The sequence below is a fragment of the Dactylosporangium thailandense genome, from assembly GCF_059739745.1.
On the sequence record NZ_AP029195.1, the window covers coordinates 10,619,264 to 10,633,565 of the forward strand.

Genomic DNA, 14,302 nt, shown 5'->3' on the forward strand with positions numbered 1-14,302 from the left:
GTCTGGTGACGTCATCCACCCGGCATCCGCTGGATCCGGATCCCGTTCGAGCGACCAAGGCCACCGCCGTGTTCGGGCTGGGCCTGCTGTCCGTCGTCACGGGCCCGTTCCTCGGTGGGGTGATTCCGGCGACGCTCGCGCTGCTCATGGCCCGCGAGTCGCACAAGGAACTGGTCGCCGCCGAAGGCTTCCTGCTCGGCGCCCGGCGGCTGCGCAACGGCGTGCGGCTGGCCTGGACCGGGATCGTGCTCGCCATCGCCGGCCTCGTCGTGCTGGCGATCGTCGGCCTGCTGCACTACGCGCGGCAGCGTGGCACCGACTTCGACTCGACGGTGAACTAGATGTCCTACCCGCCGTATCAGCCGCAGCCGCCCGTCTACGGCCCGCCGCCCGCCTATGGCCCGCCGCCGGGCTACGCGCCGCCCCCGGCCCCGCCGTCGCCCGCGCTGACGCCCGCCATGCGCGTCGACGTCGTCCAGGGCACCCCGTTCGGCGTCGCCTACCCGGCCGCGCCGACCACACCGAGCGGTCCGTCCATCGGCTCCCTGGTCGCGGGCATCGCCTCGATCCTGGTCGCGCTGTTCGCGCTCTGCCTCGGCGCCACCGGCGCGTCCGAGGGCTGGGGGCTCGCCGCCGCGGGCGCGTTCACCGTCCTGGGTATCTTTCTCGGCGCCGGTGCGGCCGGCCTGGGCCTCGCCGGCACCCGCCAGATCCGCAAGGCCGCCGCCGGCGCCGCGGTGAGCGGGCGGGGCATGGCCATCACCGGCATCGTGCTCGGCTGCACGGGCGGCGGCCTGGCGATGTTCGTCATAATGCTCACCTTCCTGCTCAGCTGAGCGGGGAAAACGAGCCCCCCGGACGCTTCGATCAGCGACCAGGTACTCTTGGTGTGAAGAGTGTTCCGTCGGCGGGCGTGCCGGGCGATTTTGACCAGCGTCCTTACGGTGGGTACTCTTTCCCCTCGTGCCCGGCATTGCTGGGCAACTCGTGCGTGCGCCCACATCGCCCGCTCCGCGGGAGTGAGGGTGGGTGCGGACCACAACCCCGGGCTGGGATCAAACGGGCCGGGTCCGCGGAACTGGCGACACGCCCGACCGCGGGTGCCGGTCTACGCCGGGCAGACAGAAGAGAAGACGTTGCGGCCGCGAGGCCGAAGGGAGAGGCAGGCCCAGTGCCTACGATCCAGCAGCTGGTCCGCAAGGGCCGCCAGGCGAAGCTGAGCAAGACGAAGACGCCGGCGCTCAAGGGAAGCCCGCAGCGGCGGGGCGTCTGCACGCGTGTGTACACGACCACGCCGAAGAAGCCCAACTCGGCGCTGCGCAAGGTGGCCCGTGTGCGGCTGAGCAACGGCATCGAGGTGACGGCCTACATCCCCGGTGTCGGTCACAACCTTCAGGAGCACTCGATCGTGCTGGTCCGTGGCGGTCGTGTGAAGGACCTTCCCGGCGTCCGGTACAAGATCATCCGTGGTTCGCTGGACACCCAGGGCGTCCGCAACCGCAAGCAGGCTCGCAGCCGTTACGGCGCGAAGAAGGAGAAGAGCTGACATGCCGCGTAAAGGCCCCGCGCCGCGCCGGCCGCTCGTGGCGGACCCGGTCTACAACTCCCTGCTCGTGACCCAGCTGATCAACAAGATCCTGGTCGAGGGCAAGCGTCAGCTCGCCGAGCGCATCGTGTACAGCGCGCTCGAGGGTGCTCGCGAGAAGACCGGTACCGACCCCGTGGTGACGCTCAAGCGCGCCATGGACAACGTGAAGCCGACCCTCGAGGTCCGCAGCCGCCGTGTCGGTGGCGCGACCTACCAGGTGCCGGTCGAGGTCAAGCCGGTCCGCGCCACCACGCTGGGCCTGCGCTGGCTGGTCACGTACTCCCGCGCCCGCCGCGAGAAGACCATGACCGAGCGGCTCATGAACGAGCTGCTCGACGCCAGCAACGGTCTCGGTGCTTCGGTGAAGCGCCGCGAGGACACCCACAAGATGGCGGAGTCCAACAAGGCCTTCGCGCACTACCGCTGGTAAGCGACGCTTCCCCAGCATCCGACGAGAGACGAAGTAGGGATTTGTAGTGGCTGCCGCAGACGCCGCCCTCGCCAAGGTCCGCAACATCGGCATCATGGCGCATATCGACGCCGGTAAGACGACGACGACCGAGCGCATCCTCTTCTACACCGGCATCACGTACAAGATCGGCGAAGTCCACGAGGGCGCGGCGGTCATGGACTGGATGGAGCAGGAGCAGGAGCGCGGCATCACCATCACCTCCGCCGCCACGAAGTGCGAGTGGAAGGGCCACACGATCCAGATCATCGACACGCCCGGCCACGTCGACTTCACGGTCGAGGTCGAGCGGTCGCTGCGCGTCCTCGACGGCGCGGTGGCGGTCTACGACGGCGTCGCCGGCGTGGAGCCGCAGACCGAGAACGTCTGGCGGCAGGCGGACAAGTACAACGTCCCGCGTATGTGCTTCGTCAACAAGCTGGACCGCACCGGTGCCGACTTCTTCCGCTGCGTGCAGATGATGGTCGACCGGCTCAACGCCACCCCGCTGGTGCTGCAGATTCCGATCGGCCTCGAGGGTGACCACATCGGCGTCGTCGACCTGCTGGAGATGCGCGCGCTGACCTGGCGCGGCGAGACCCAGAAGGGCGAGGACTACGCCATCGAGGAGATCCCGGAGAACTTGGTCGAGCAGGCCAACGAATACCGGGACAAGCTCCTCGAGACGCTGGCCGAGACCGACGACGAGATCATGGTCCGCTACCTCGACGGCGACACGTTCGACGTCAAGGAGCTCAAGGCCGCGATCCGCAAGGCCACCATCGCCGGCAAGCTCAACCCGGTCGTGTGTGGCTCGGCGTTCAAGAACAAGGGCGTGCAGCCCATGCTCGACGCCGTCGTGGAGTTCCTGCCCTCCCCGCTGGACATCCCGGCCATCGAGGGCATCGCGACGGACGGCGAGACGCCGCTGCTGCGCAAGCCGTCGACCAGCGAGCCGTTCTCGGGCCTGGCGTTCAAGATCCAGACCGACAAGCACCTCGGCAAGCTCACCTACGTGCGCATCTACTCCGGCACGCTCGAATCCGGCACCCAGGTGGTCAACTCCACCAAGGACCGCAAGGAGCGGATCGGCAAGATCTACCAGATGCACGCGAACAAGCGTGAGGAGCGCAGCAGCGCGGGTGCCGGCGACATCATCGCCGTGCAGGGTCTCAAGCAGACCACCACCGGCGACACGCTGTGCGACCCGGCGAACCCGGTCATCCTCGAGTCGATGACCTTCCCGGAGCCGGTCATCGAGGTGGCCATCGAGCCCAAGACGAAGGCCGACCAGGAGAAGCTGGGCACCGCCATTCAGCGCCTGGCCGAGGAGGACCCGACCTTCCGCGTCAAGAACGACGAGGAGACCGGGCAGACGGTCATCGCCGGCATGGGCGAGCTGCACCTCGACATCCTCGTCGACCGCATGCGGCGCGAGTTCAACGTCGAGGCGAACATCGGCAAGCCGCAGGTGGCGTACCGCGAGACGATCAAGTCGGTCGCGGAGAAGGTCGAGTACACCCACAAGAAGCAGACGGGTGGCTCCGGCCAGTACGCGCGCGTGATCATCAAGCTCGAGCCGCTGGAGACCAGCGCCGACGGCCCCACGTACGAGTTCGTCAACGCGGTCACCGGTGGTCGCATCCCGAAGGAGTTCATCCCTTCGGTCGACGCCGGTGCGCAGGACGCGATGCAGTACGGCGTGCTGGCGGGCTTCCCGCTCGTCGGTATCAAGCTCACGCTGCTCGACGGGCAGTACCACGAGGTCGACTCCTCCGAGATGGCGTTCAAGATCGCCGGCTCGATGGTGCTCAAGGACGCGGCTCGCCGCGCCAACCCCGTGCTGCTCGAGCCGCTCATGGCGGTGGAGGTGACGACGCCCGAGGAGAACATGGGCGACGTCATCGGCGACCTCAACTCCCGGCGCGGCACCATCCAGGCGATGGAGGAGCGTGGCGGCGCCCGTGTCGTCCGCGCCACCGTGCCGTTGTCGGAGATGTTCGGCTACGTCGGCGACCTGCGGTCGAAGACTCAGGGCCGGGCTAGCTACTCGATGCAGTTCGACTCCTACGCCGAGGTTCCCGCGAACGTGGCGAAGGAAATCATCGCGAAGGCGACCGGGGAGTAAGCACCCCGGTAGTTTGGCCGTGAGGCTGTGTCAGCGGGGCTGATTCGGATTCCTGCAAGTCGGGGCCAGCCAGACCCAAGTCGACAGGGTGCGTCGGCGCTTCCAGCGTCGGCGCACCGTGAACCAAGAAGTCCACAGGAGGACACCAGTGGCGAAGGCGAAGTTCGAGCGGACTAAGCCGCACGTCAACATCGGCACCATCGGTCACATCGACCACGGTAAGACGACGCTGACGGCGGCCATTACCAAGGTGCTGCACGACGAGTTCCCGGACCTGAACCCCTACACGCCGTTCGACGAGATCGACAAGGCGCCGGAGGAGAAGGCCCGTGGTATCACGATCTCCATCGCGCACGTCGAGTACCAGACGGCGAACCGGCACTACGCGCACGTCGACTGCCCGGGTCACGCCGACTACATCAAGAACATGATCACCGGTGCCGCGCAGATGGACGGCGCGATCCTGGTGGTGGCGGCGACCGACGGTCCGATGCCGCAGACCCGCGAGCACGTGCTGCTGGCCCGCCAGGTCGGTGTGCCGTACATCGTCGTGGCGCTCAACAAGAGCGACATGGTCGAGGACGAGGAGCTCCTCGAGCTCGTCGAGCTCGAGGTTCGCGAGCTGCTGTCGAGCCAGGAGTTCCCGGGCGACGACGCGCCGGTCGTGCGCGTTTCGGCGCTCAAGGCGCTCGAGGGCGACAGCCAGTGGACCGGCGCGCTCCTGGAGCTGATGAACGCGGTCGACACCGCGATCCCGCAGCCCGAGCGTGAGACCGAGAAGCCGTTCCTCATGCCCGTCGAGGACGTCTTCACGATCACCGGTCGTGGCACGGTCGTCACCGGCCGTGTCGAGCGTGGCATCCTCAAGCCGAACGAGGAGGTCGAGATCGTTGGCATCAAGGCCAAGTCGATGAAGACCACCTGCACGGCGATCGAGATGTTCCGCAAGATCCTCGACGAGGCGCGTGCCGGCGAGAACGTCGGTCTGCTCCTGCGTGGTATCAAGCGCGAGGACGTCGAGCGCGGCATGGTCGTGGTGAAGCCGGGCAGCAACACCCCGCACACCGAGTTCGAGGCGACCGTCTACATCCTCTCGAAGGAGGAGGGTGGCCGGCACACCCCGTTCTTCCAGAACTACCGGCCGCAGTTCTACTTCCGTACCACGGACGTCACCGGCGTCGTCACGCTGCCCGAGGGCACCGAGATGGTCATGCCGGGCGACAACACCAGCATGTCGGTGCAGCTCATCCAGCCCATCGCGATGGAGGAGAACCTCCGCTTCGCGATCCGCGAGGGTGGCCGTACCGTCGGCGCCGGCCGCGTGACGAAGATCATCAAGTAACACCTAGAGGTACCCCGATTTCACTTTGTCGCAGTACGTGCGGCATAATGGTCGGGTTGCGTCGTGGGGCGGTCGAGACTGCTCAATGAGAAGTCTCGGCCGCTTCCGCGCGGCGTCGGTCCTGTGACCGACGCGGATCCCCTCGACTGGGCGTGGCACGCCCTGGGGTAGGTCTCCACAGCGGAAGTCGTCTGCGGCGGAGCCTGGCCCTTGGCCGCGACACGCCCGACCGCGGGGGTCGGACAAACACATTAGGCGGCACCGGACCCTGCGGGGTTTGGCGGGGCTGCGAGGCCCCGCATGAGAGAGGGAACTGAAGCCACCATGGCGGGACAGAAGATCCGCATCCGGCTCAAGGCCTACGACCACGAGGTCGTCGACTCCTCGGCGCGGAAGATCGTCGAGACGGTCACGCGCACCGGGGCTCAGGTCGCTGGGCCGGTGCCGCTGCCCACTGAGATCAACCGCTACTGCGTGATCCGCTCGCCGCACAAGTACAAGGACTCGCGCGAGCACTTCGAGATGCGCACGCACAAGCGTCTGATCGACATCATCGACCCCACCCCGAAGACGGTCGACTCGCTGATGCGGCTCGATCTGCCGGCCGGCGTCGACATCGAGATCAAGCTGTAGGGACTCGGACTTATGGACAGGCAAGTCAAGGGCATCCTGGGTGAGAAGCTCGGCATGACCCAGGTCTGGGACAACGGCAAGGTTGTCCCCGTGACCGTGGTGCAGGCCGGCCCGTGCGTCGTGACCCAGGTGCGCACGCCCGACAACGACGGCTACTCGGCGGTGCAGATCGGGTGGGGTCAGATTGACCCGCGCAAGGTCAACAAGCCGCGCGCCGGCCACTTCGCCAAGGCGGACGTCGCGCCGCGCCGGCACATCGTCGAGCTGCGGACCACCGACGCCGGCGAGTACTCGCTCGGCCAGGAGATCAACGCCGACACCTTCGCCGCCGGCCAGCGCATCGACGTGACCGGCCGCACCAAGGGCAAGGGCTACGCCGGTGTCATGAAGCGGCACGGCTTCCACGGCCTGCGGGCCAGCCACGGTGTCGAGCGCAAGCACCGCTCGCCCGGTTCCATCGGCGCCTGCGCGACCCCCGGTCGCGTCTTCAAGGGCGTGCGGATGGCCGGTCGCATGGGTGGCGCGCGCTTCACCGTGCAGAACCTGACGGTTCAGGCGATCGACGCCGAGGCGGGCCTGATCCTGGTCCGCGGCGCGGTCCCGGGCCCGAAGGGCAGCCTCGTGCTGCTGCGCAGCGCGGCCAAGGTCGAGGCGAAGGCGCAGAAGGGCGGGATCACCCGATGAGCACCGTCGACGTTCGCAAGGCCGACGGCACCACCAACGGCACCGTTGAGCTGCCGGACGACATCTTCGACGCCCAGGCCAGCATTCCGCTGATGCACCAGGTCGTCGTCGCGCAGCTGAACGCGGCCCGCCAGGGCACGCACAAGGCGAAGTCCCGCGGCGAGGTCGCCGGCGGTGGCAAGAAGCCTTACAAGCAGAAGGGCACCGGTCGCGCCCGCCAGGGCTCGATCCGCGCGCCGCAGTTCACCGGTGGTGGCGTGGTCCACGGCCCCGTGCCGCGCGACTACACCCAGCGGGTGAACAAGAAGATGAAGGCCGCCGCCCTGCGCGGTGCGCTGTCGGACCGCGCCCGCGAGGGTCACATCCACGTCGTCGAGTCCTTCATCGAGGGCGAGACGCCGAAGACCAAGACCGCGCTGGTCGCGCTGCGCGCCATCACCGAGGCCCGCCGGGTCCTGGTGGTGCTCGCCCGCGACGACGAGGCGAACTGGCTCAGCCTGCGCAACGAGCAGTCGGTGCACCTGCTGGTCGCCGACCAGCTCAACACCCACGACGTGCTCGTGGCCGACGACGTGGTGTTCACCACCGCGGCGCTGGACGAGTTCCTCGGGGTTCCGGCCGAGTCGAGCGCGCGCGCCGACGACAGCAACGAGGAGGGCTGAGCCATGGCGACGATCGCAGACCCGCGGGACGTGATCATCCAGCCGGTGGTCTCGGAGAAGAGCTACAGCGAGCTCAACCGCAACTGGTACACGTTCCTGGTGCACCCGGACGCCAATAAGACCGAGATCAAGATCGCGATTCAGCAGATCTTCAACGTCCGCGTCCTGTCGGTCAACACCATCAATCGCGAAGGCAAGCGCAAGCGCACCCGCACGGGCTGGGGCAAGCGCAAGGACACGAAGCGGGCGATGGTCAAGCTCGCCGAGGGTGACCGGATCGAAGCCTTCGGCGGACCGGTCAGCTGAGGGGTATAGACGATGGCTATCCGTAAATACAAGCCGACGACGCCCGGTCGTCGTGGTTCGAGCGTTGCCGACTTCGCCGAGATCACCCGATCGACGCCCGAGAAGTCGCTGCTCGTGCCGCTGCCGAGCAAGGGCGGCCGCAACGTCCACGGGCGGGTCACCGCTCGGCACCAGGGCGGCGGGCACAAGCGCCAGTACCGGTTGATCGACTTCCGGCGTGCGGACAAGGACGGGATTCCCGCCAAGGTCGCGCACATCGAGTACGACCCCAACCGCACCGCGCGCATCGCCCTGCTGCACTACGCCGATGGCGAGAAGCGCTACATCATCGCCCCGAAGGACCTCAAGCAGGGCGACGCGGTCGAGGCCGGTGCCGGCGCGGACATCAAGCCGGGCAACAACCTGCCGCTGCGCAACATCCCGGTCGGCACCACCGTTCACGCGGTGGAGCTGCGCCCGGGTGGCGGGGCCAAGCTGGCCCGCTCGGCCGGCGTCGGCATCCAGCTGCTGGGCCGCGAGGAGCAGTACGCCACGCTGCGTATGCCCTCCGGCGAGATCCGGCGCGTCGACGTGAACTGCCGCGCGACCGTGGGTGAGATCGGCAACGCCGACCAGTCGAACATCAACTGGGGCAAGGCCGGCCGCATGCGGTGGAAGGGCAAGCGCCCGACCGTCCGTGGTGTCGCGATGAACCCCGTTGACCACCCGCACGGTGGTGGTGAGGGTAAGACCTCGGGTGGTCGCCACCCGGTCAACCCGAAGGGCAAGCCGGAGGGCCGTACGCGGCGCAAGGGCCAGCCGAGCGACCGTCTCATCGTCCGTCGGCGTTACGCCACCCGGAAGCGCGGCTAAGGAGCCTGAGCAATGCCTCGCAGCCTCAAGAAGGGCCCGTTCGTTGACGACCACCTCGTCAAGAAGGTGGAAGTCCAGAACGCCAAGAACTCCAAGAACGTCATCAAGACCTGGTCGCGCCGGTCGACGATCATCCCCGAGATGCTCGGGCACACGATCGCCGTCCACGACGGACGCAAGCACGTGCCCGTCTTCGTGACGGAGGCAATGGTCGGGCACAAGCTCGGCGAGTTCGCGCTGACCCGCACGTTCAAGGGTCACGAGAAGGACGACCGGAAGAGCCGCCGCCGCTAAGGCAGCCGATAGGAATCAAGAGGATTTCCCGATGCCAACGAAGAGCGAGGCGGCGCTGCCCGGTGCGCGGGCGATCGCGCGGCACGTGCGCGTGTCGCCGATGAAGGCGCGCCGTGTGGTGAACCTTGTGCGGGGCCTGCCCGCGCGCGAGGCGCTCACGGTGCTGCAGTTCGCGCCGCAGTCGGCGAGCGAGCCGGTCTACAAGGTTCTGGCCAGCGCCATCGCCAACGCAGAGAACAACGAGCGCCTCGACCCGGATTCGCTCCTGGTCGCCGAGTGCTATGTCGACGAGGGCCCGACGCTCAAGCGGTTCCGGCCGCGGGCGCAGGGCCGGGCGTACCGGATCCGCAAGCGCACCAGCCACATCACGATGGTGGTCGAGAGCGTTCCGGCCGCCCAGGCCCGTGCGGCGAAGGCCGGCGTGGCCAAGGCGACCAAGGCCGCGAAGGCCGTGACGCCGGAGACGGACGAGGGCGACGAGGTCGAGTCGCAGCCCGCGAAGAAGGCGGCCGCGAAGAAGGCCGCGCCGGCCAAGAAGGCCGCGCCGGCCAAGAAGGCGGACGCCGAGCAGGCTGACGCCGAGGAAGGGACCGAGTAATGGGTCAGAAGGTTCACCCGCACGGGTTCCGGCTCGGTATCAGCACCGACTGGAAGTCGCGCTGGTACGCCGACAAGCTCTACAAGGACTACATCGCGGAGGATGTCAAGATCCGCCGGATGATGTCCAAGGGCCTGGAGCGGGCCGGCATCGCCAAGGTCGACATCGAGCGCACCCGCGACCGGGTCCGCGTGGACATCCACACGGCCCGCCCGGGCATCGTGATCGGCCGCAAGGGCGCCGAGGCGGACCGCATCCGCGCGGAGCTCGAGAAGCTCACCGGCAAGCAGGTGCAGCTCAACATCCTCGAGGTGAAGAGCCCCGAGTCGGACGCCCAGCTCGTCGCGCAGGCCGTGGCCGAGCAGCTGTCCAGCCGGGTCAGCTTCCGCCGCGCGATGCGCAAGTCGATGCAGTCGGCCATGAAGAACCCGCTCGTGCGTGGGATTCGGGTGCAGGTCTCCGGTCGCCTCGGTGGCGCCGAGATGAGCCGCACCGAGTTCTACCGCGAGGGTCGCGTGCCGCTGCACTCGCTGCGCGCGAACATCGAGTACGGCTTCTTCGAGGCCCGTACGACCTTCGGCCGCATCGGCGTGAAGGTCTGGATCTACAAGGGCGACGCCGTTCCGGGTCGCGAGGCGCCGGCCGAGGCCGCCCCGCCGCGTGGTCGTCGTGAGCGTGCGGACCGGCCCGAGCGGCCGCGCCGCGGGCGTTCCGGCTCCTCCGGCACGACCGCCGGTGGCACTGAGGCCGGTCGCGCGGCAGCCGCCGCGCACGCCGCCGAGGCCGCCGCGACCGAGAGCGCACCCGCCGAGGCGGCCGCTCCGGCTCCGGCAGAGACGCAGCAGGAGGGCTGACGAATGCTGATCCCTCGTAAGCCCCCGAAGGGCTTCCGTAAGCCGCACCACCCGGACCGGCACGGTCCGGCCAAGGGTGGCACGCGCGTGGTCTTCGGCGAGTTCGGTATTCAGGCGCTTGAGCCCGCATACATCACGAACCGCCAGATCGAGGCGGCCCGTATCGCCATGACCCGGCACATCAAGCGTGGTGGCAAGGTCTGGATCACGATCTTCCCGGACCGCTCCATCACCAAGAAGCCGGCCGAGACCCGCATGGGTTCCGGCAAGGGCTCGCCGGAGTGGTGGGTGGCCAACATCAAGCCGGGCCGGATCCTCTTCGAGATGTCATTCCCGAACGAGCAGATCGCCCGGGAAGCAATGCGTCGCGCGATCCACAAGCTTCCGCTGAAGTGCCGGATCGTCACGCGCGAAGGGGCTGATGTGTGATGGCCGCCGGTATCAAGGCGACCGACCTGCGTGAGCTGTCCGACGAGGGCCTGGTCGAGAAGCTGCGGGAAGCCAAGGCGGAGCTGTTCAACCTCCGCGTGCAGTCGGCCACCGGCCAGCTGGACAACCACGGGCGCCTGCAGATCATCCGCAGGGACATCGCCCGGATCTACACGATCATGCGCGAGCGTGAGCTGGGTCTTTCGGCCGCGCCCGACGCTGTGGCTGAGGTGGCATGAGCATGAGCGAGCAGACGACCGAGTCGGGCACCGAGGTGCGCGGCCGCCGCAAGGTCCGCGAGGGCCTCGTGGTCAGCGACAAGATGAACAAGACCGTCGTCGTGGCGGTCGAGGACCAGGTCAAGCACCCGCTGTACGGCAAGGTCATGCGCCGCACGAGCAAGCTCAAGGCGCACGACGAGCAGAACGCGTGCGGCGTCGGTGACCGGGTGCTGCTCATGGAGACCCGTCCCCTGTCGGCGACCAAGCGCTGGCGGGTCGTGGAGATCCTCGAAAAGGCCAAGTAAGGCCGTCGTTCCGCCAAGCTCGGCGCCGGGTGACCAGGATCGCCTAGGACCTGGCGCCGAGAACTGGCAGACATTAGGAGACAAGCGTGATTCAGCAGGAGTCGCGGCTGCGCGTCGCCGACAACACGGGAGCCCGGGAAATCCTGTGCATCCGTGTGCTCGGTGGCTCCGGCCGCCGCTATGCAGGCATCGGCGACATCATCGTGGCCACGGTGAAGGACGCCATCCCGGGCGCCGGCGTGAAGAAGGGTGACGTGGTCAAGGCCGTCGTCGTCCGCACCACGAAGGAGCGGCGCCGGCCGGACGGCTCGTACATCCGCTTCGACGAGAACGCCGCCGTCATCATCAAGGACGGTGGCGACCCGCGCGGTACCCGTATCTTCGGCCCGGTCGGCCGTGAGCTGCGGGACAAGCGTTTCATGAAGATCATCTCGCTCGCGCCGGAGGTGTTGTAGCCGTGAAGGTCAAGAAGGGCGACACCGTCCTCGTCATCGCCGGCAAGGACAAGGGTTCCCGCGGCAAGGTTCTCGCCGCGCTGCCCCGCGAGGACAAGGTCGTCGTGGAGGGCGTCAACCGGGTCAAGAAGCACACCCGCATCCGCACCACCCAGCGGGGCTCGAAGACCGGCGGCATCGTGACGCAGGAAGCCCCGATCCACATCTCGAACGTGATGGTGATCGACTCGGACGGCAACGCCACCCGGGTCGGCTCCCGCGAGGACGAGAACGGCGTGAAGACCCGCGTGTCCCGTCGTTCCGGTAAGGAACTGTGATGACGACGGTCGAGAAGGTGAACCCGCGCCTCAAGCAGCGCTACCGCGACGAGATCGCCGGCGCGCTGCAGGAGCAGTTCAAGTACGCCAACGTCATGCAGATCCCGGGCGTGGTGAAGGTCGTCGTGAACATGGGTGTCGGCGAGGCCGCTCGCGACTCCAAGCTCATCGACGGCGCGGTGCGCGACCTGGCCACCATCACCGGTCAGAAGCCGCAGGTCCGGCGGGCGACCAAGTCGATCGCGCAGTTCAAGCTCCGTGAGGGCATGCCGATCGGCGCCAAGGTCACCCTGCGCAACGACCGCATGTGGGAGTTCCTGGACCGGCTGCTGTCGATCGCGCTGCCGCGTATCCGCGACTTCCGCGGTCTCGACGGGCGCAAGCTCGACGGCAACGGCAACTACACGTTCGGTCTCACTGAGCAGTCGGTGTTCCACGAGATCGACCAGGACCGCATCGACCGGCCGCGAGGGATGGACATCACCGTGGTCACCACCGCCCGCACGGACGAGGAAGGTCGCGCGCTGCTCAAGCTGCTCGGCTTCCCCTTCCGTGAGAACTAGGGAGAACTGACCATGGCGAAGAAGGCTCTCGTCCTCAAGGCCGCCGCGAAGCCCAAGTTCGCGGTCCGCGCGTACACCCGCTGCCAGCGCTGCGGCCGGCCCAAGGCCGTCTACCGCAAGTTCGGCCTGTGCCGCGTGTGCATCCGCGAGATGGCGCACCGTGGCGAACTGCCCGGCGTTTCCAAGGCTTCCTGGTAATCCTCCTTCGCCGCAGGCCCACCGACCCGGTGCGGAACCGCGGCGAGAAAGGCTGACAAACCCATGACCATGACCGACCCGATCGCAGACATGCTGACCCGTCTGCGCAACGCCAACCAGGCGTACCACGACCGGGTGTCGATGCCATATTCGAAGATCAAGGCGAACATCGCCGAGGTGCTCAAGTCCGAGGGCTACGTGTCCGCGTGGCTGGTTCAGGACCCGGAGGAGGGCAAGGTCGGCAAGACCCTTGTCGTCGACCTCAAGTACGGCCAGAACCGTGAGCGCAGCCTCGCCGGTATCCGCCGCGTGTCGAAGCCCGGCCTCCGCGTCTACGCGAAGTCGGTGGAGATGCCGCGCGTGCTCGGCGGTCTCGGTGTGGCGATCATCTCGACGTCCCAGGGTCTGCTGACCGACAAGCAGGCTCGCAAGCGAGGGGTGGGCGGGGAAGTCCTCGCCTACGTCTGGTAAGGGAAGGCATCACATGTCTCGAATCGGACGTAAGCCGATCACGGTGCCCGCCGGCGTCGAAATCAAGATCGACGGCCCGGTCGTCACCGTCAAGGGCCCCAAGGGCGAGCTCTCGCACACGCTGGCCGAGCCGATCACGATCGAGCGGGCCGAGGACGGCACCTACAGCGTCGTCCGCCCGAACGACGAGCGGAAGTCCAAGGAGCTGCACGGCCTGTCGCGCACGCTGGTCTCCAACATGGTGGTCGGCGTGACCGAGGGCTACCGCAAGAGCCTGGAGATCGCCGGCACCGGTTACCGCGTCACCGCCAAGGGCAGCGACCTCGAGTTCGCGCTCGGGTTCTCGCACCCGGTCCTGGTGACCCCGCCGCCCGGCATCACCTTCACGGTCGAGAAGCCGACGGTGTTCCACATCGCCGGCATCGACAAGCAGCAGGTCGGCGAGATCGCCGCGAACATCCGCAAGATTCGCCCGCCGGAGCCGTACAAGGGCAAGGGCGTGCGGTACCAGGGCGAGGTCATCCGCCGCAAGGCCGGAAAGGCTGGTAAGAAATGAGCGCCACGCTGCTCAAGCGCCGCAACTCCGGCGGCGTTGCCGCCGCGCGCCGCACGGGGCGTGCTCGCCGGCACTTCCGCATCCGCAAGCACGTTGGTGGCACCGCCGAGCGTCCTCGCCTGGTGGTCACCCGCTCGCTGCGGAACATCACCGCGCAGATCGTCGACGACCTCAAGGGCCACACGCTGGCCTCGGCCTCGACGCTCGACGCGACCATCCGTGGCGCCGAGGGCGACAAGAAGGCCCAGGCCGCGAAGGTGGGCAAGCTGCTCGCCGAGCGCGCTACCGCCGCGGGTGTCGGCAAGGTCGTCTTCGACCGTGGTGGCAACAAGTACGCCGGCCGCATCGCGGCTCTGGCGGACGCCGCCCGCGAAGCCGGACTCGAGTTCTGAGAAGGA

23 protein-coding genes and 1 pseudogene are annotated in these 14,302 nt (G+C 68.0%); all 24 read left to right on the forward strand.

The features are described from left to right. Window positions 1-5 precede the first annotated feature (5 nt). The 24 genes and pseudogenes from AC6JBM_RS47445 (at window position 6) to rplR (ending at window position 14,296) form a co-directional block, all read left to right on the forward strand. Window positions 6-341 (forward strand): hypothetical protein, encoded by a 336-nt coding sequence (locus AC6JBM_RS47445; RefSeq protein WP_350619895.1) that lies wholly within the window; start codon window positions 6-8, stop codon window positions 339-341. After that, on the forward strand, window positions 342-836 hold the full coding sequence (locus AC6JBM_RS47450; RefSeq protein WP_497980196.1) for a hypothetical protein: 495 nt from the start codon (window positions 342-344) through the stop codon (window positions 834-836). A gap of 335 nt (window positions 837-1,171) precedes the next feature. Further along, window positions 1,172-1,546, forward strand: coding sequence for a 30S ribosomal protein S12 (gene rpsL / locus AC6JBM_RS47455; protein WP_033357671.1), 375 nt, complete (start codon window positions 1,172-1,174; stop codon window positions 1,544-1,546). Between the two features lies 1 nt (window position 1,547). Continuing rightward, complete coding sequence (gene rpsG / locus AC6JBM_RS47460; RefSeq protein WP_350619901.1) at window positions 1,548-2,018, forward strand: 30S ribosomal protein S7; 471 nt, start codon at window positions 1,548-1,550, stop codon at window positions 2,016-2,018. Between the two features lie 46 nt (window positions 2,019-2,064). Continuing rightward, window positions 2,065-4,164, forward strand: a complete 2,100-nt coding sequence (fusA, locus tag AC6JBM_RS47465) for an elongation factor G (RefSeq protein ID WP_497980197.1) — start codon at window positions 2,065-2,067, stop codon at window positions 4,162-4,164. A gap of 148 nt (window positions 4,165-4,312) precedes the next feature. Next, window positions 4,313-5,506, forward strand: a complete 1,194-nt coding sequence (gene tuf, locus AC6JBM_RS47470) for an elongation factor Tu (RefSeq protein WP_350619906.1) — start codon at window positions 4,313-4,315, stop codon at window positions 5,504-5,506. 324 nt (window positions 5,507-5,830) lie between these two features. Beyond that, window positions 5,831-6,139: a 30S ribosomal protein S10 gene (gene rpsJ, locus AC6JBM_RS47475; RefSeq protein WP_018347762.1), complete on the forward strand. Its 309-nt coding sequence runs from the start codon at window positions 5,831-5,833 to the stop codon at window positions 6,137-6,139. A 12-nt stretch (window positions 6,140-6,151) separates the two neighbouring features. Continuing rightward, window positions 6,152-6,823, forward strand: a complete 672-nt coding sequence (gene rplC / locus AC6JBM_RS47480) for a 50S ribosomal protein L3 (RefSeq protein WP_350619909.1) — start codon at window positions 6,152-6,154, stop codon at window positions 6,821-6,823. Continuing rightward, entirely contained in the window at window positions 6,820-7,485 is a 666-nt protein-coding gene (rplD, locus tag AC6JBM_RS47485) for a 50S ribosomal protein L4 (RefSeq protein ID WP_497980198.1), read from the forward strand. The genes rplC and rplD overlap by 4 nt, the downstream gene beginning before the upstream one ends. Before the next feature lie 3 nt (window positions 7,486-7,488). Next, window positions 7,489-7,791, forward strand: coding sequence for a 50S ribosomal protein L23 (gene rplW / locus AC6JBM_RS47490; protein ID WP_033357665.1), 303 nt, complete (start codon window positions 7,489-7,491; stop codon window positions 7,789-7,791). Between the two features lie 12 nt (window positions 7,792-7,803). Continuing rightward, a complete protein-coding gene (gene rplB, locus AC6JBM_RS47495; RefSeq protein ID WP_350619914.1) occupies window positions 7,804-8,643 on the forward strand; it encodes a 50S ribosomal protein L2 in 840 nt (279 codons plus the stop codon). A gap of 12 nt (window positions 8,644-8,655) precedes the next feature. Further along, window positions 8,656-8,937, forward strand: a complete 282-nt coding sequence (rpsS, locus tag AC6JBM_RS47500; RefSeq protein WP_350619916.1) for a 30S ribosomal protein S19 — start codon at window positions 8,656-8,658, stop codon at window positions 8,935-8,937. A gap of 31 nt (window positions 8,938-8,968) precedes the next feature. Next, window positions 8,969-9,418: pseudogene (rplV, locus tag AC6JBM_RS47505) on the forward strand (50S ribosomal protein L22); the annotation flags it as partial. Window positions 9,419-9,534: 116 nt separating this feature from the next. Then, window positions 9,535-10,389: a 30S ribosomal protein S3 gene (gene rpsC / locus AC6JBM_RS47510; protein ID WP_497980199.1), complete on the forward strand. Its 855-nt coding sequence runs from the start codon at window positions 9,535-9,537 to the stop codon at window positions 10,387-10,389. Window positions 10,390-10,392: 3 nt separating this feature from the next. Beyond that, entirely contained in the window at window positions 10,393-10,818 is a 426-nt protein-coding gene (rplP, locus tag AC6JBM_RS47515) for a 50S ribosomal protein L16 (protein ID WP_203845084.1), read from the forward strand. Further along, entirely contained in the window at window positions 10,818-11,057 is a 240-nt protein-coding gene (gene rpmC / locus AC6JBM_RS47520) for a 50S ribosomal protein L29 (protein WP_350611877.1), read from the forward strand. Before rplP ends, rpmC begins: the two co-directional genes overlap by 1 nt. A 2-nt stretch (window positions 11,058-11,059) precedes the next feature. Beyond that, window positions 11,060-11,344, forward strand: coding sequence for a 30S ribosomal protein S17 (gene rpsQ / locus AC6JBM_RS47525; RefSeq protein ID WP_344615991.1), 285 nt, complete (start codon window positions 11,060-11,062; stop codon window positions 11,342-11,344). Window positions 11,345-11,430: 86 nt separating this feature from the next. After that, window positions 11,431-11,799 carry a 50S ribosomal protein L14 gene (gene rplN / locus AC6JBM_RS47530; protein ID WP_033357657.1) on the forward strand — a complete coding sequence of 123 codons (369 nt, stop codon included), beginning with the start codon at window positions 11,431-11,433 and terminating at the stop codon, window positions 11,797-11,799. Between the two features lie 2 nt (window positions 11,800-11,801). Further along, window positions 11,802-12,116, forward strand: coding sequence for a 50S ribosomal protein L24 (gene rplX, locus AC6JBM_RS47535; RefSeq protein WP_350611878.1), 315 nt, complete (start codon window positions 11,802-11,804; stop codon window positions 12,114-12,116). Further along, window positions 12,116-12,679 carry a 50S ribosomal protein L5 gene (gene rplE / locus AC6JBM_RS47540; protein WP_350611879.1) on the forward strand — a complete coding sequence of 188 codons (564 nt, stop codon included), beginning with the start codon at window positions 12,116-12,118 and terminating at the stop codon, window positions 12,677-12,679. Before rplX ends, rplE begins: the two co-directional genes overlap by 1 nt. A 12-nt stretch (window positions 12,680-12,691) precedes the next feature. Continuing rightward, window positions 12,692-12,877: a type Z 30S ribosomal protein S14 gene (locus tag AC6JBM_RS47545; protein WP_190249376.1), complete on the forward strand. Its 186-nt coding sequence runs from the start codon at window positions 12,692-12,694 to the stop codon at window positions 12,875-12,877. A gap of 63 nt (window positions 12,878-12,940) precedes the next feature. Further along, window positions 12,941-13,348, forward strand: a complete 408-nt coding sequence (gene rpsH, locus AC6JBM_RS47550; RefSeq protein ID WP_350611880.1) for a 30S ribosomal protein S8 — start codon at window positions 12,941-12,943, stop codon at window positions 13,346-13,348. A 13-nt stretch (window positions 13,349-13,361) separates the two neighbouring features. Further along, window positions 13,362-13,904, forward strand: coding sequence for a 50S ribosomal protein L6 (gene rplF, locus AC6JBM_RS47555; protein WP_350611881.1), 543 nt, complete (start codon window positions 13,362-13,364; stop codon window positions 13,902-13,904). Beyond that, window positions 13,901-14,296 (forward strand): 50S ribosomal protein L18, encoded by a 396-nt coding sequence (gene rplR / locus AC6JBM_RS47560; RefSeq protein WP_497980200.1) that lies wholly within the window; start codon window positions 13,901-13,903, stop codon window positions 14,294-14,296. The genes rplF and rplR overlap by 4 nt, the downstream gene beginning before the upstream one ends. Window positions 14,297-14,302: the final 6 nt, after the last annotated feature.

Coding starts and splice junctions, on each gene's coding strand:
- AC6JBM_RS47450 (WP_497980196.1), top strand. CDS start 342: ATGTCCTACCCGCCGTATCAGCCGCAGCCGCCCGTCTACGGCCCGCCG.
- rpsG (WP_350619901.1), top strand. CDS start 1,548: ATGCCGCGTAAAGGCCCCGCGCCGCGCCGGCCGCTCGTGGCGGACCCG.
- rpsJ (WP_018347762.1), top strand. CDS start 5,831: ATGGCGGGACAGAAGATCCGCATCCGGCTCAAGGCCTACGACCACGAG.
- rplC (WP_350619909.1), top strand. CDS start 6,152: ATGGACAGGCAAGTCAAGGGCATCCTGGGTGAGAAGCTCGGCATGACC.
- rplD (WP_497980198.1), top strand. CDS start 6,820: ATGAGCACCGTCGACGTTCGCAAGGCCGACGGCACCACCAACGGCACC.
- rplW (WP_033357665.1), top strand. CDS start 7,489: ATGGCGACGATCGCAGACCCGCGGGACGTGATCATCCAGCCGGTGGTC.
- rplB (WP_350619914.1), top strand. CDS start 7,804: ATGGCTATCCGTAAATACAAGCCGACGACGCCCGGTCGTCGTGGTTCG.
- rpsS (WP_350619916.1), top strand. CDS start 8,656: ATGCCTCGCAGCCTCAAGAAGGGCCCGTTCGTTGACGACCACCTCGTC.
- rpsC (WP_497980199.1), top strand. CDS start 9,535: ATGGGTCAGAAGGTTCACCCGCACGGGTTCCGGCTCGGTATCAGCACC.
- rplP (WP_203845084.1), top strand. CDS start 10,393: ATGCTGATCCCTCGTAAGCCCCCGAAGGGCTTCCGTAAGCCGCACCAC.
- rpmC (WP_350611877.1), top strand. CDS start 10,818: ATGGCCGCCGGTATCAAGGCGACCGACCTGCGTGAGCTGTCCGACGAG.
- rpsQ (WP_344615991.1), top strand. CDS start 11,060: ATGAGCGAGCAGACGACCGAGTCGGGCACCGAGGTGCGCGGCCGCCGC.
- rplE (WP_350611879.1), top strand. CDS start 12,116: ATGACGACGGTCGAGAAGGTGAACCCGCGCCTCAAGCAGCGCTACCGC.
- AC6JBM_RS47545 (WP_190249376.1), top strand. CDS start 12,692: ATGGCGAAGAAGGCTCTCGTCCTCAAGGCCGCCGCGAAGCCCAAGTTC.
- rpsH (WP_350611880.1), top strand. CDS start 12,941: ATGACCATGACCGACCCGATCGCAGACATGCTGACCCGTCTGCGCAAC.
- rplF (WP_350611881.1), top strand. CDS start 13,362: ATGTCTCGAATCGGACGTAAGCCGATCACGGTGCCCGCCGGCGTCGAA.
- rplR (WP_497980200.1), top strand. CDS start 13,901: ATGAGCGCCACGCTGCTCAAGCGCCGCAACTCCGGCGGCGTTGCCGCC.